Raw genomic sequence first — 14849 nt, 5'->3', positions numbered from 1 at the left:
ATGGACGATGAGAAAGACAACGACCACACCCGTGCCGACCTTCATACCATCCCTCAAACCTCCACTCCTCCCCCCCTCCCCTTTCCGTTGTTCTCTTCCGCCTGTACCTTCAACACAGTGTAGAACTTTTCCTTTGAAGGACTGTCTCCCTCCCCCCCCCCCTTCGTATGGACCCCCCCCTTCCCGCCGTAATTTGCCCTTCCTTTCCACGCGGAACGCCGATGGCTAAGATTGCACGGGTTATCGACAAACCGCCCGCAACTGTTTTCTCGTATCTGCAATATCATGGTGGAATCCGGCCGCGGCATCGAATTCGGCGTGCTAAAGCTTTGAGCTTGGAGGAGCGCGAGGAGATCTCTCGAGGCATTTCTCATGGGTGTAGCACACGTTTCATCGCCAAGACCTTGTGCCGTAGCCCTTCGACGATCAGCCGAGAAATTAACAAAAACGGCGGACGGGCACGATACCGTGCGACCCATGCAGACAAGTCCGCATGGCGTCGCGGCCAGCGGCCCAAACCATTTCTGCTTAATCAGAACATAATGCTGAGGGATCTCGTTGGTGCCAAACTCTGCGCAGATTGGTCCCCGGAACAGATTGCGGGGTGGCTCAAGCTGACGTATCCGGATGACGAATGTATGCGTGTGTCGCACGAAACAATCTACAAAAGCCTGTTCGTGCAAACACGTGGTCTGCTGCGCAAAGAACTGCGTAATCATCTTAGAAGTAAGCGCAAATTCCGTCATGCAAAGGGGCACAAGCCCGGTTCAGGACAGCAAATCATCGATGGCTTATCCATCAGAGAAAGGCCTGCTGACGTAGAAGACCGTGCCGTTCCGGGCCACTGGGAAGGCGATCTTATCTGCGGTTCACAGAACAGCTACATCGCCACGGTTGTCGAACGGCAGACTCGCTTTACGCTTTTGGTTAAAGTCGAAGGCAAGAAAACAGACCGTGTGGTCCCCGCCTTGGCGCGTCAAATGGCTGAACTGCCCGAGCGGCTGAGACAAAGCCTGACGTGGGATAGAGGGACAGAATTGGCGTCGCATCAGAAATTCACCGTCGCTACCGACATCGATGTCTACTTCTGCGATCCAAGCAGCCCATGGCAACGCGGCACGAATGAAAATACCAATGGCCTTCTACGACAATATTTCCCTAAGGGTTCCTGCCTTTCTAGCTACTCACAGCAAGACTTGGATAAGATCGCAAACCATCTAAACAACAGGCCACGGAAAACCTTGGGATTCCTGTCGCCTGCACGTAAGCTAGAGCAGCTGTTGCAGTGACCGGCTGAATCCATCGCTGCCAAAAGTAGAATTTTCTCGGCAGGATACCTGAGGAGATTGGGGTCTGTTCCGGCTGGGGGCAGAATGACACCGTAAGGCCGCTTGGCTCCGGCTACGCTGTTTCCTTGATCAATCTGTAAGCTGTTGATCTTGCGATCCCGAGTTGTTTGGCTGCTTGTCCGGCGGTCATTCCGGCTTGGACGAGGTTCTGCAGTGCCAAGACGGTTTCAAGTTCGAGCGGAGGTCGCCCCGGTTTTCTGCCCTGAGCTCTAGCGGCTTCTATGCCGTCTTTGGTGCGCTCTGAGATGAGGCGACGTTCAAAGTGGGCGATGGCTCCGAAGACGTGGAAAATGAGTTCACCGGCGGCGGATGTCGTGTCGATGCGCTCTTCGAGACTGATCAGCCCTATGTCTTGTTTTTTTAGGTTTTCGACGGTTTCCAGAAGTTCTTTGAGCGAACGTCCGAGCCTGTCCAGCCGGATGATGGCCAAGCTGTCACCGGGACGGGCGTGATCCATCAAGGCGGATAGACCCGGACGGTTAAACTGTTTGCCCGATACCACATCTTCGAACACGCGGATGGCTCCAGCCTCTTTGAGACGAGTGATTTGACCGCTGAGGTCTTGATCGGCAGTCGAGACCCGGGCGTAACCCAGAATATCGCCAGCTCTAGCCATTTCGGTTTCGCCTCTCAGAGATGATCGTGGCGATTACCCAAATTATAACGGCGGGAATAACCCATACCTGAGAAACTGTTATCAAAATGACGAGATTCCAACGATCAACTCCGTCATCCAGATCCAGAGAAATGACGGCCCACATAGCGATGATTATCCATGGCCAGAACACGGTAGCCATTGCAGTAAGCCGTGACGTCATTGTCTTTTAACCGTTCGTTTTAGGGGCAGTTTGAAGCCGACACCAAAGATACGGCTTTAAGCACCCCAAGCTGTCTCATTATTCGTCTTTATATTATGCATTGTCTCAAAATTATCAACACCCTTTTGAGGACAATTCCATGCCAAGACGATCCATACTTACTGAGCGCCAGCGTTCGGCACTATTCGACCTGCCAACCGACGACGCGTCAATGCTGCGCCACTACACCCTCGCTGATGATGACCTTGAGCACATCAATGACCGAAGGCGGTCAGAAAACCGGCTCGGCTTTGCCTTGCAGCTCTGTGCGTTGCGATATCCTGGACGCCTTCTTTCGTCTGACGAGATCATCCCCGAAAAGGTGCTGCGCTTCATCGCAGCTCAACTTGGCCTGACCGGCGATGACATCTTGCCCTATGCTGCGCGCCGCCAAACCCGTCAGCAGCATTTGCACGCCATTCGCCAGATTTATGGCTTCAAGATGTTCTCGGGCCAGGGTGCGCGGTGCCTCAAGGCTTGGCTTGAGCGACAGGCCGAAACGGCCCGGTCTAACGACGACCTGGCGCGCAGGTTTGTCGAAGAATGCCGCCAGACGCAGACGATCCTGCCCGGCGTCACGGTCATCGAGCGTTTATGCGCCGACGCGCTTGTCGCAGCGGAGCGCAGAATAGAGAGCCGGATTGCCGCCACGCTGGATGACCAAACGAAGGAACGGCTGGACGCTCTGCTGACCGAGATCTCCGATGGCAAGGTCAGCCGGTTCGTCTGGTTGCGGCAGTTCGAGGTGGGTAACAACTCAGCAGGTGCATCCCGGCTGGACGCTCTGCTGGAATTCCTGCAGGCCTTGAAACTGTCACCTGATACCCTGGACGGCATTCCACCTCACCGGATCACGCGCCTGCGCCGCCAGGGTGAAAGGTACTTCGCAGATGGCCTGCGCGACATCACAAGCGACCGGCGTTTGGCGACTCTCGCGGTATGCGCAATCGAATGGGTCGCCGCTATCACTGACGCTGTGATCGAGACCCATGACCGGATCGTCGGCAAGACCTGGCGGGATGCCAAGAAACTGTGCAATGCGCGGATCGCGGATGCCAGATCATCCCTGCAGGAAACGTTGCGTTCGTTCAAAGACCTCGGCGCGGCCCTGCTGGAAGCCAAGGGAGATGGCGCATCTCTCGAAGATGCAACCGAGACCGCCTGCGGCTGGACACGTCTCGAAAGCATGGTGTCAACAGCCGCCGAGTTGACCGATACGATGGCCGCCGATGCCCTGGCGCATGTCATTCATGGATATCATCGGTTCCGGCGATACGCGCCACGCATGCTGCGCGCGCTCGAAATTCACTGCGCACCAGTGGCCGCGCCCTTGATGAAGGCTGCAAAGATCGTTGCTTATGACAAAGCAGGCGTGGCGCGTGAGACAAATTTTCTGCGCCGCACATCAAAATGGCATCGCCATCTCAACGCCCAGGAGCCCGATGACAATCGGTTTTGGGAAGTCGCCGTGCTGTTCCAAATCCGCGAAGCCTTCCGATCCGGCGATATCTGGCTTCCACATTCACGGCGCTACGCCGACCTGAAACAGGCACTTGTGCCGATGGCGGCTGCCCAAACAACACCCCGTCTAACCATGCCATTCGAGCCGGAAGTCTGGCTTGCAGACCGCAAGAAACGGCTGCGTGAGGGGCTTGAGAGGCTAGCCAAAGCCGCGCGAACGGGCGCGATCCCAGGTGGGTCCATAGAAAATGGCATTCTCAAAATAGACCGATTGACCGCGTCCGTACCTGACGAGGCCGATGCCATGGTGCTCGATCTCTATGGCCGCCTGCCTGCGGTTCGGATCACCGATCTGCTGCAGGAAGTCGATGACGATACCGGATTTACCGAAGCTTTCACCCATCTGCGCACCGGCGTTCCTTGCAGGGATCGCATCGGGCTGCTGAACGTGCTGTTAGCCGAGGGATTGAACCTGGGCCTGAGCAAGATGGCTGAGGCGACGAGCTCCCACGACTATTTCCAGCTTTCTCGCCTGTCGCGTTGGCATATCGAAAGCGATGCCAAATACGGTTCCGAGCCAGGGCTTAAAGCCTACACCCATGTCTCCGATCAGTTTGGGCCGTTCGCCACCCAGAACATTCCTTCGACAGTGAACGAGGCCCCGTACATCCTCGACGGCTTGCTGATGAACGAGGCGGGACGCAAGATAAAAGAACAATATGCCGACACTGGCGGCTTCACCGATCATGTCTTCGCCGTCACCGCACTACTGTCGTATCGGTTCATTCCCCGTATACGCGATCTGCCCTCTAAGCGGCTTTATCTGTTCGATCCAGCCAATGCGCCAAAGGAATTGCGTGGCCAGGTCGGCAGCAAGGTCAGAGAAAAACTGATCGTCGAGAATTGGCCGGACATCTTTCGTGCTGTCGCCACGATGGCGGCAGGCGTCATGCCACCAAGCCAGCTCTTACGAAAGTTCGCATCATATCCGCGTCAGCATGAACTTGCCCTGGCGCTCCGGGAAATCGGGCGCATAGAGCGCACGCTGTTCATCATCGACTGGCTGCTCGATGCCGATATACGCTCGATCAGGGGTGCCAATGTTCGCATTGCCGCGCCACACCAATCGACCAGCGTGGTGTCCGGGATATCGGCGCCCATACGCTCAAAAATCTCGTGCTGACGATAAAGCGGGACATGATCGTCGAACTTGGACGTGAGGATGTAAGCCAAGAGGCCCGGTCCGGCCATGGAGCGTGGGATCGGGCGGCTCGGAGCCGGTTCTTGCACGATCTTCTCGCAGCGACGGCAGGACTTCTTGATCCGTGCGATCTCGATGACTTTCAGCTGTGCTGCGATCATGTCGATTAGCTCGCTGACATCCTCACCCAGAACGCGCAGATCGCCACCGCAATCCGGGCAGCTATCACCGGGGTCGAGTTCCCGGCGTTCGCGCGGGGCGTCTTTCGAGATACGCGGGCGGCGGCGCGGTAGTTTCGCTTCTGGGGCGGTTTCGCTTGGCGGGGTGGCGTCGTCCTCGGCATCCGACCCCGCCGCTTCATCTGCCTCCGCCATAGCAATCTGCAGGTCTTCGAGCGCCAGTTACAACTGTTCGATCTCGCGCTCGATTTTCTCAGAGCGTTTACCGAAGGCCTGCTTCTGCAGCTTCGCGATCCGCGTGCGCAGGGTCTGAACCAATAGATCATGGGCGCGCAATGTGGCTGAGAGCTTGGCATTCTCCGCCTCCAAAGAGGCAATGGTGGCTCTCAAATCAGCGGGATCATTGGAAAGAGGTGCAGTGCCTTCGGACATGCGCATGACTACCACGATCCGCCACAAAGGACCATAAAAACAAGCAATATCAGCGCGGTAATTTACCCGACGCGCGCAGGCGGCGCCCCACCAGTCCGGACGCCGCCAATCGATACCTTCCCACAGCATGGCCAATTGTGCCGATGTGAGGCGCGCACTCCCATCTTGCCCCGAGGGCCAAGGAAAGCGCCCTTTCTCCAGTACTTTGTAATACAGGCAAAACCCATGGCCATCCCAATACAAGAGTTTGATCCGATCTCCCTTGCGCCCTCGGAACGCAAACACTGCGCCACTCGCGGGCCGCTGCCGCAGAACATCCTGCGCCAAGGCCGACAAGCCTGCGATCCCCTTGCGCATGTCTGTCGTCCCGCAGGCCAGATAAACACGGACACCCGTGCCGGGCCCGATCATGCCGTTTCGACCAGCCGGATCAACCCCATGATATCCGCCTCGGCCATGCCGGGTGGGCAACGCAGTGTGCGGCCATTTGCAAAGCCAATCTCAGCGGGCAAATTACCTTCAGTTTTGGGCAAGGACGTCACCGGTTGCTCTGGCGCATCCAGAGCCAGAAAAGAAATGCCCTCCAGCTCCGGCCAGAGCCCCTTGTCTTTCATTTGTCGTCGCCACTGATAGATGTGCTGTCGGGTCACATCATGACGCAGGGCAATATCGGTCACGGTCGCGCCGCAGACACCAACTTCCCGCAAAATCGACAGCTTCATCTCGTCCGGCCAAAACCGACGGCGCTCGACGCCAACAATCACCTCATGTCGCAAAATCTGCCCTCGCCGCATACGACGTCGTTAACCACGTCAATAACGACGTCTTACAAGATCTGATCACGCGGTGAGGTAAGCGGTCCAAATTCGGGCGGTTACCTTCAAGCTGTCATTGGTGCCGAAATTCCTGACGACGCACAGAGGCTGCTAAGTTACCGACAAAGCTTCCGAACATAAAGAAGTGTGAAGGTGACATTGCAGGGAATGGAAACTATCAGAACGATCAAGAATGGTCATATTCAAAACCGGCAACACGGAGTGCGAGGAGAAGTCGCCTTCGTAAGCCAGCTATTTGGTTTGGCAGCATAAAAACAAAGTGTTAGCGTCATTCTGTGGCGAGAAAATTTGATGCAACAGTCCCCCTGCGTGAGCAGAGATCAGACTCCAACGTTGGCAGCCATCAAATGGGCCGCCGCATCTCCCAAATGGAACATCGGCCGCTTCACCGCGGATTGTATCGCATCTGCATATGGCGGCAGGTTTCCACATTCCAAGATTACCGCCGCAATCTCCGGATTGTGGCGTACCATATCCTCGGCCACGGCGACCACTTTGGCCGCGATAAGAACGGGGTCAAGCGTGGTGCGTTGCAACGATTTCTTCGCCAGGAATGTCTCGGCAAATTCCGGGATGTGATCCAGACCAGCGATCTCCACCGCGCCGGCATCAGTGCCCGCCGCCGCCAGCGCATTTGGCCCCAGCGAGGCTTGCGATGCGGTGATGATCCCAATGCGACCAGAGCAAGCCACTTGCACCATTGGAAAAAGCGAAAGGGCGGACAGCAAGACAGGGACATTCACCGCCTGGGCAATTTCAGCCTGAGAGGTGATCAGGAAACCACATGTAGACACAATCGCCCGCGCCCCAGCCCGCTCCAACCGCTGCGCGCCGTCAATGAAACCCTGCAGCAGATCTGGCGGCGGCGGGTTGTCCTGAACGATCATATGACTGTCCGCGCCAGTGACGATATGGACCAAAGCCGGGAAAGGGTAACTTTCAGGATTGCCGATATCCCCAACAATCCGTTCAAACGCGGTGTCCAAGGACAAGATCCCAAGAAACGGAGCAGCCATGATGGTTCCTTTGGTGACACATGTGGGTTTTTAACAGGAATGAAAGCGGGATCGAGAACTAATCTTCAATTTACGAACGCCGCCTAAGTATTTTAACATAATTCTAGTTATAGCGCTTTAATTAGTAAAAAGGCGCGCGCTACGGGGCTGTTGCATAAAGTTCTGTCGCCACAGAATGACGCTAACACTTTGTTTTTATGCTGCCAAACCAAATAGCTGGCTTGCGAAGGCGACTTCTCCTCGCACTCCGTGTTGCCGGTTTTGAATATGACCACTCTTGGTCGTTCTGATAGTTTCCATTCCCTGCAATGTCGCCTTCGCACTTCTTAATGTTCGGAAGCTTTGTCGGTAACCTAGCAAAATCTTGACGGCATCATGATTGCTTTTAACCCGATTGTTTCGATATTTTTTGTCGATATGGGTGATGTAGTCAAAATGCGGATCATACCTGTTAATTATTCCCCGAATGACCTTGCGATAAGCTGATGATTTGTCCGTATAAATTGACACAGGCCAGTCAAGGCGGACGCGTTCGACAGCCTTGTTCAAAAAGGCTTTCGTTGCCTTAGCATCGCGCCTCGCCGTTGGCCGAAATCGATCAACTGGCCGTCTTTATCGACGGCCCGCCAAAGCTAACGCCTTTTTCCACCCACGCGGATGTGGGTTTCGTTAACATGCCAATTCAGGCTTGCATGCCGCAGATAAGGTTCTGCGCGTTTCGCCAGCTCGGCTCCGAATTTTTGGACCCAACGAAAGACCGTTGAGCGATCAACATCCACGCCACGTTCCCCAGCAGATCTGCCACGTCTTGATGAGAAAGCGGGTATCGCATATACATCCGCACCGCGCACAATATGATCAGTGACTAAAGGCGCGGCGATATTGAATCACTCGCCAGAATGCGGGGTCCGTCGCGACACGGTTTCCGGCCGTCCCGGTAACGACAGCTGCGCATCACCGCGTGCGCCACGCGCAACCACCTTGCCCTTGGACATCACCAACAGTCGCGGTGCACGCAGGCGCAACGCCTCGGTCGCGGATCCTGCATCTAGCACCACCAGCGAGGCCTGCGCCCCTTTGTGCAGCCCAAAATCTCGCAGCCCGAGGATCTGGGCGTTGATCTCGGTCACCATGGTGAAACAACGCACCATTTCATCCGGGTGGGTCATCTGCGCCACATGCAGCCCCATAAAGGCGACGTCCAACATATCCGCCGTGCCCAGACTGTACCACGGATCCAGCACGCAATCCTGCCCCCAGCCCACCGGGATGCCCATGGCCTGCATTTCCTTCACCCGCGTCAACCCGCGCCGTTTGGGGAATGTGTCGTGACGGCCCTGCAGCACGATATTGATCAGCGGATTGGGAATGGCGCTGATCCCGGCCTCGGCAATCAGTGGCAGCAGTTTGGAGACATAGTAATTGTCCATCGAATGCATTGACGTCAGGTGACTGCCCGCCACACGCCCCTGCAGCCCCAGCCGCGTCGCCTCATAGGCCAAGGTTTCGATATGGCGCGACATCGGATCGTCGGTCTCATCACAATGGATATCCACCATTAGGCCACGATCCGCCGCGATCTGGCACAGGTCTGTCAGCGAGGCCGCCCCATCCCCCATTGTGCGTTCAAAATGGGGAATACCGCCCACAACATCAACGCCCATATCCAGCGCCCGCAACAGGTTATCCCGCCCCGTCGGCGACCGATAAAGCCCGTCTTGCGGAAAGGCGACCAGTTGTAAGTCAATGTAATCTTTGACCTTGTCGCGCAACTCCAACATGGCCGTAACCGTGTTCAGATGATCAGGCGTGGTGTCCACATGGCTGCGGATCGCCAGCAATCCCGTCGACACCGCCCAATCGCAGTATTTCAACCCGCGTTCGACCATGTCATCCACCGTGGCAAGATCCCGCAGCTCGCCCCACAGATCGATCCCCTCCAACAAGGTGCCAGAGGTGTTCACCCGCGGGGTGCCATAAGACAGGGTGGCGTCCATGTGGAAATGCGGATCAACAAAGGGCGGCGACACCAGATCTCCGCTGGCATCAATCACTTCGCCTGCCTCGGCGGTGATCTGCGGCGCGACATCGACAATCCGGTCGCCTTGAATGGCGATATCGCGTTGACTGCCATCCGGCAGGGTGCCGCCTTTGACCAGAATGTCCAACATCACCGCTCTCCTTTGTTGAATGGCACCATCAATGCGGCCGGAACCTCGGCTCGGCGTGACATCAAAACCAGCGCCAGAATGGACAGAATATAGGGCATCATCAAGAAGATCTGATAGGGTACATGCACCCCAATCCCGGTCTGTTGCAGGCGAATTTGGAACGCATCAAAGGCGGCAAACAGGATCGCGCCCAACAGCGCCTTGCCCGGCCGCCACGCGCCAAAGACCACCAGCGCAATGCAGATCCAACCGCGCCCATTCACCATGTCGAAAAAGAAACTGTCAAAGGCCGACATGGTCAGGAACGCACCGCCCACGGCCATCAACCCACTGCCAAAGATCACCGCACCCATGCGAATAGCCGCCACCGACAGACCCTGCGCCGCGACCGAGGCCGGGCTTTCCCCCACCGCGCGCACCGCCAAACCAAGCGGCGTTCGGTACAGGATCCATGCCAACGCAGCCGTTAGACCAAAGGCCAGATAGGTCAATGGCGTCTGCGCAAACAACGCCTGGCCGATGATCGGAATATCCGACAACAGCGGGATTTCCAGCACTTTGAACGCCTCGATTTTGGGCGGGGTCGAAACTTCGGGCAAGGCCACGCGATAGGTGTAAAACGTCAGCGAGGTCGCAAGGAGCGTGATCCCCACCCCCACCACATGCTGCGACAGGCCAAAGAGCACCGACAACACGCCATGCAGCGCGCCAAAGCCCATACCCGCAATCATCGCAATCGCCACGCCGCCCCACAGGGGCAGCCCGGCCCAGACCGCGATCCACCCGGCAAAGGCACCGGCGACCATGATCCCCTCGATGCCGAGGTTCAAAACACCGGCCCGTTCGCAGATCAGCTCACCCATCGTGGCGAAGATCAACGGTGAGGCGATGCGGATGGCGGCCGCCCAAAAGGAGGCTGACAATAGGATTTCGAGGATATCCATCTCAATCCCTCCGCACGCGAAATTTGGTGATCAAAATGGCCAAGACCGTCAACAACAGGGCCGAGGCCAGCATAATATCGGCCAGATAGGTCGGCACGCCCGCGGCGCGGCTCATACTGTCAGCCCCAACAAAAATCGCCGCCACAAACAAAGCCGCCGCCACCACACCCAACGGGTGCAACAGGGCCAGCATCGCCACAACAATGCCGGTATAGCCATAGCCCGGCGATAGATCGAGGGTCAGCGACCCTTTCAACCCTGCGACCTCGGAAAATCCCGCAAGGGCCGCCAGACCACCGGACAACAGCGCGGTTTTCAGGATCACCGGATTGACCGGAATGCCCGCGAACCGGGCCGCATGGGCGTTTTGCCCCACGGCGCGCATCTCAAACCCCAAGGTGGTGAATTTGTCGACAACCCAGATCCCAACAGCCGCAATCAGCGCCAATCCGAACCCCCAATGCAGCCGCAGCCCATCGACGATCCGAGGCAGCCGCGCCTCGGACACCAGCCGCGCCGATTTGGGCCAGCCCATGCCCATCGGGTCCTTTAGTGGACCTTCCAACAGGTAGGAGACAAACAACAAAAAGATGAAGTTGAACAAAAGCGTGGTCACAACCTCATCGACACCCAACCGGGTTTTCAGCAGCGCCGGGATCAGCAACAAGATGCCGCCCGCGATCACCGCCAAAACGGCCAGCAGCGGCACCATCGCCCACCCCGGCAGGCCAAGCGCGCCGGTGCCCAGTACCACGGTGACCACCGCCCCCATATAAAGCTGCGCCTCGGCCCCGATGTTCCACAGCTTGGCGCGAAACGCGACCGATATAGCCAGCCCGGTGAAGATCAACGGTGTTGCACGGTTCAACGTCTCTAATACGGCGAATTTCGACCCCACCGCGCCCGAGATGATCAACCCAAAGACCTGAAACGGGTTGCCCCCGGCAATCATCGCCAGAAACGCCGCCACCGCAAAACTGGTAGCAATCGCCAGTGCAGGCGGCAGCACCCGACGGGTCAGGGTTGGATTTGCAATGGGTTCAAGACGCATGATCTGCGCGCTCCTCAAACCCATCACCCGCCATCCATGCACCAAGCCCTGCGGCATCAATCGAACCACGCGCGAATGCCGGGCTCAGCCGTCCTTCGGACATCACATGCACCACGTCAGAGAGTTTCATAATTTCATCCAGATCTTCCGAAATCAGCAAGATCGCCGCGCCATTGGTCCGCGCCTCGCCCAGACGGGCATGCACATAATTGACCGCGCCAATGTCCAGACCGCGCACAGGTTGGTTGGCCAGAATGATCAAAGGGTTGTTTTCCAGCACCCGACCCAGCACCAGTTTCTGCATATTGCCACCGGACAGCAGCCGAATGCGCGTATCCGCGCCGGGGCAGCGAATATCGTAAGTCTCGATCAGATGATCCGCGTGTTTGCGCGCGGCGCGCCAATTGATCCAACCGCGTTTGGCGAATGTGCTATTATAGGTCTCAAGCATTGCGTTTTCGGTCAGATCGAAATCGGCAATCGTGCCGGTCTTGTGACGATCCTCCGGGATGCGCGCGATGCCTTTGGCAAGGGCTGCACGGGGCGACCAGGCGGAAATCTCACCCTCGGCGATGGTCATCAGACCCTGCGACGGCGCAATCAAGCCTGAGATCAGATCCGACAGCGTCGCCTGCCCATTGCCCGACACCCCGGCCAATCCGGTGATCTGACCCGCATGCAGGTTCAAAGTGACGCGGTCCAGCGGTGTCTCACTCGCGGTGGCCTGGGTAGAGACGCGATCCAGAGTCAACAGAGCCGGTCCGGCGCTGCGGGCTTCAAATTCGGGGGCTTTGGTGGCGCCCCCCACCATCACGGTCGCCAGTTCCTCGCGTGAGGTATCGGCGGTGGCGCGTTCCGCCACCAGCTTGCCATGGCGCAGCACAACCACACGGTCGGCAATCGCCATAACCTCATGCAGTTTATGGGAAATAAAGACCACCGACAGCCCGCGCCCCACAGCCTCGCGCAGGGTCGCAAACAGGCCGTCGGCCTCTTGTGGGGTCAAAACGGCGGTGGGCTCATCCAGGATCAGGATTTTGGCATCACGATACAGCGCTTTCAAAATCTCAACCCGCTGACGTTCACCCACGGTCAGGGTCGACACCGTAGCATTCGGATCCACGGCCAGTTTAAAGCTTTCTGACAGAGCGCGGATCTTGGCCTTGGCCGCACGTGCCGCCAGGGACCGCCCAAACAACGGCAGCGTGCCCAGGACGATGTTTTCCCAAACGCTCAGGTTCTCGGCCAGGGTGAAATGCTGATGCACCATGCCCACGCCCGCATCCAGCGCCGCACGGGGCGAACCGGGAGGCAATTGGGTGCCAAAAACCTCAACAAACCCCTCATCCGCCGCGTATTGGCCAAAGAGGATGTTCATCAACGTGGTCTTGCCCGCGCCATTTTCACCAAGCAACGCAACAACTTCACCACACACCAGATCAAGGCTGACAGCCTCGTTCGCCATCACCTTGCCAAAACGTTTGGTAATATTGGACAGGCGCAGCACCGGATGCTGCGCCGTTGAATTTTCGATCATATCAAGAGGATTTCGGCTCTTCGTCGTTGATCGTCACCGCAAATGTGCCGTCCTTGATCGCTGCCGTCTTGGCCGCCACCAGATCCAGCGCCGCCTGCGGGATCTTGCCCTCAAACGTCCCGTATGGCGCCAGCGAGCTTCCTCCCTCTTTCATGAAGGAATAAAGTCCGTAATCAGCCGCGGTAAATGTCCCGCCTTTTACGGCTGCAATCGCCGCATCCAGGGTCGGTTCAAAATGCCAGATGGCTGAGGCCACAACCGTATCGGGGTAATCCGACTGGGTGTCGATCACATTGCCAATGGCCAAAACGCCCTTTTCCTTGGCCGCATCTGACACGCCAAAACGTTCCGCATACAGCATGTCTGACCCGTTCTCGATCATCGCATAGGCGGTTTCTTTGGCTTTGGGCGGATCAAACCACGACCCGATAAAGGAGACTTGGAATTTGATATCAGGGTTCATTTCCTGCGCACCGGCCATAAAGGCATGCATCAGGCGGTTCACCTCGGGGATCGGGAAGCCACCAACCATGCCGATATTGGCGGATTTGGTCATGGCACCGGCGATGATGCCCGACAGGTAGGACGCGTCTTGGATATAGTTGTCAAACACCGACAGGTTTGGCAGCCCGGCGTCTTCTTTGAAGGACGATCCCATCAAAAACGCCACATCGGGGTATTCCGCAACAACTTCGCGGGCCTCGGCCTCGGCGCCAAAGATCTCACCAATGATCAGATCCATGCCTTGTTCCGCGTATTCACGCATCACCCGTGGATAGTCGGTGTTGGCGGTGTTTTCCGAGTAGGTATAGGTGATGTCGCCCCGGTCCTGCGCCGCAAGCGCTGCCACATGGATCCGGCTGACCCATTGCTGTTCGACCGGCACAGTATAGATGCCCGCAACTTTCAACGGTTCCGCCGCCATCAGCGCACCGGGTTTCAACGCGGCGATCATGCTGGCCGCAGCCCCACTCGCCAAAAGCGAGCGCCGGGTCAGAGAGAAATGAGGTTTGGTCGGTTTCATTAGTCGGGTCCCTGTTGTTGTCATCTTTGGCGTGAGTGTGCACAAATTATTGACCAGTTGGAAAAATTTTTCACTCTGGCGCAGGAAATCGGCAAAATTCGCATGAGAACCGCCCCATTTGCCCGACCATTGGGCAGGCTTTTCCGGTTCAAGTCGCAAGGACTCCACAGCACGAATCGCATTTGGGACTACCACGCATCCGTCGCCCCATGGCTCCGTTTTAACAGCACCCCAGTTGACCGGCGCAGAGCGTTAGCGTCCAAACAACCCTGAATTGTGCGCAATTGCGCCGTACTCCATGCCACAACATGGGATTTCCACCGCATATTGAACACAAGGCTAACCCTCGGAAAACTCCGACAGACTTTCCCGATTTGAAACTTAATTTACACCAATTACACCTAATCCTGAAAGTAATTTTACATTTTTGCCGTGTTGTTTCAGTTATTTATTCAGTTCTTTTCAATTTCTCCTATCCTTTACATAACGCTGCTCGTTGGAGGACGCAGCAAACGAACACAGCTCTTGGGAGGAGAGATCGCATGACTGCTGACGTCACCAATGCCACATTTGCACCGTCGTCCGAATTCGTTGCACAGGCTAATGTCACCAAAGACGCCTACGACACGATGTACACCGCCTCGCTCACGGACCCTGAGGGGTTCTGGGGGGAGCAGGCGAAGCGGGTGGATTGGATCAAACCGTTTACCCAGGTCAAAGACGTCAGTTTTGCGCCCGGCAATGTCTCGATCAACTGGTTTGCCGATGGCACGTTGAATGTCGCGGCCAAT

The 14849-nt window shown here is 57.0% G+C and carries 10 protein-coding genes and 5 pseudogenes; 4 read left to right on the top strand and 11 right to left on the bottom strand.

Going from position 1 to position 14849, the window contains the following annotated elements:
- Window positions 1-167 precede the first annotated feature (167 nt).
- Window positions 168-1289, top strand: coding sequence for an IS30 family transposase (locus tag KMP13_RS14015; RefSeq protein WP_215266505.1), 1122 nt, complete (start codon window positions 168-170; stop codon window positions 1287-1289).
- A 112-nt stretch (window positions 1290-1401) separates the two neighbouring features.
- Here the strand turns inward: KMP13_RS14015 and KMP13_RS14010 are convergent, their stop codons facing one another.
- Entirely contained in the window at window positions 1402-1965 is a 564-nt protein-coding gene (locus tag KMP13_RS14010) for a recombinase family protein (RefSeq protein WP_215266504.1), read from the bottom strand.
- Window positions 1966-2306: 341 nt separating this feature from the next.
- Between KMP13_RS14010 and KMP13_RS14005 the strand changes: the two are divergent.
- A pseudogene (locus KMP13_RS14005) lies at window positions 2307-4751 on the top strand (Tn3 family transposase); the annotation flags it as partial.
- Here the strand turns inward: KMP13_RS14005 and KMP13_RS14000 are convergent.
- The 3 genes and pseudogenes from KMP13_RS14000 to KMP13_RS13990 form a co-directional block, all read right to left on the bottom strand.
- Window positions 4745-5479 (bottom strand): annotated as a pseudogene (locus tag KMP13_RS14000) (IS66 family transposase); the annotation flags it as partial. The pseudogenes KMP13_RS14005 and KMP13_RS14000 overlap by 7 nt on opposite strands.
- Window positions 5480-5587: 108 nt before the next feature.
- Window positions 5588-5890: pseudogene (tnpB, locus tag KMP13_RS13995) on the bottom strand (IS66 family insertion sequence element accessory protein TnpB); the annotation flags it as partial.
- Window positions 5887-6273, bottom strand: a complete 387-nt coding sequence (locus KMP13_RS13990) for a transposase (protein ID WP_215266503.1) — start codon at window positions 6271-6273, stop codon at window positions 5887-5889. The gene KMP13_RS13990 and the pseudogene tnpB, both read right to left, overlap by 4 nt.
- 126 nt (window positions 6274-6399) lie before the next feature.
- Here KMP13_RS13990 and KMP13_RS21095 point away from each other — a divergent pair.
- Window positions 6400-6567 (top strand): annotated as a pseudogene (locus KMP13_RS21095) (IS6 family transposase); the annotation flags it as partial.
- Window positions 6568-6635: 68 nt separating this feature from the next.
- On the opposite strand, the gene KMP13_RS13985 reads toward KMP13_RS21095, so the two are convergent.
- From KMP13_RS13985 to KMP13_RS13955, 7 genes and pseudogenes are all read right to left on the bottom strand, one after another.
- Window positions 6636-7331 carry an aspartate/glutamate racemase family protein gene (locus KMP13_RS13985; protein WP_215266502.1) on the bottom strand — a complete coding sequence of 232 codons (696 nt, stop codon included), beginning with the start codon at window positions 7329-7331 and terminating at the stop codon, window positions 6636-6638.
- A 195-nt stretch (window positions 7332-7526) separates the two neighbouring features.
- A pseudogene (locus tag KMP13_RS21090) lies at window positions 7527-8193 on the bottom strand (IS6 family transposase).
- A gap of 25 nt (window positions 8194-8218) precedes the next feature.
- Entirely contained in the window at window positions 8219-9502 is a 1284-nt protein-coding gene (locus KMP13_RS13975; RefSeq protein WP_215266501.1) for an amidohydrolase family protein, read from the bottom strand.
- Entirely contained in the window at window positions 9502-10446 is a 945-nt protein-coding gene (locus KMP13_RS13970) for an ABC transporter permease (protein ID WP_215266500.1), read from the bottom strand. The genes KMP13_RS13975 and KMP13_RS13970 overlap by 1 nt, the downstream gene beginning before the upstream one ends.
- A gap of 1 nt (window position 10447) precedes the next feature.
- Window positions 10448-11497, bottom strand: a complete 1050-nt coding sequence (locus tag KMP13_RS13965) for an ABC transporter permease (protein WP_215266499.1) — start codon at window positions 11495-11497, stop codon at window positions 10448-10450.
- Complete coding sequence (locus KMP13_RS13960; protein ID WP_215266498.1) at window positions 11487-13034, bottom strand: ABC transporter ATP-binding protein; 1548 nt, start codon at window positions 13032-13034, stop codon at window positions 11487-11489. The genes KMP13_RS13965 and KMP13_RS13960 overlap by 11 nt, the downstream gene beginning before the upstream one ends.
- Window position 13035: 1 nt before the next feature.
- Window positions 13036-14058, bottom strand: a complete 1023-nt coding sequence (locus KMP13_RS13955; protein WP_215266497.1) for a BMP family protein — start codon at window positions 14056-14058, stop codon at window positions 13036-13038.
- A 542-nt stretch (window positions 14059-14600) separates the two neighbouring features.
- On the opposite strand from KMP13_RS13955, the gene KMP13_RS13950 reads away from it, so the two are divergent.
- On the top strand, window positions 14601-14849 hold a 249-nt coding region (locus tag KMP13_RS13950; protein ID WP_285895548.1), incomplete at its 3' end, for an acetyl-coenzyme A synthetase N-terminal domain-containing protein.

The sequence above is a fragment of the Epibacterium ulvae genome (genome assembly GCF_018678075.1).
GTDB lineage: Bacteria > Pseudomonadota > Alphaproteobacteria > Rhodobacterales > Rhodobacteraceae > Epibacterium > Epibacterium ulvae_A.
The sequence above is the reverse complement of the archived record's forward strand: the minus strand, read 5'-3'. Positions and strand labels throughout refer to the sequence as shown.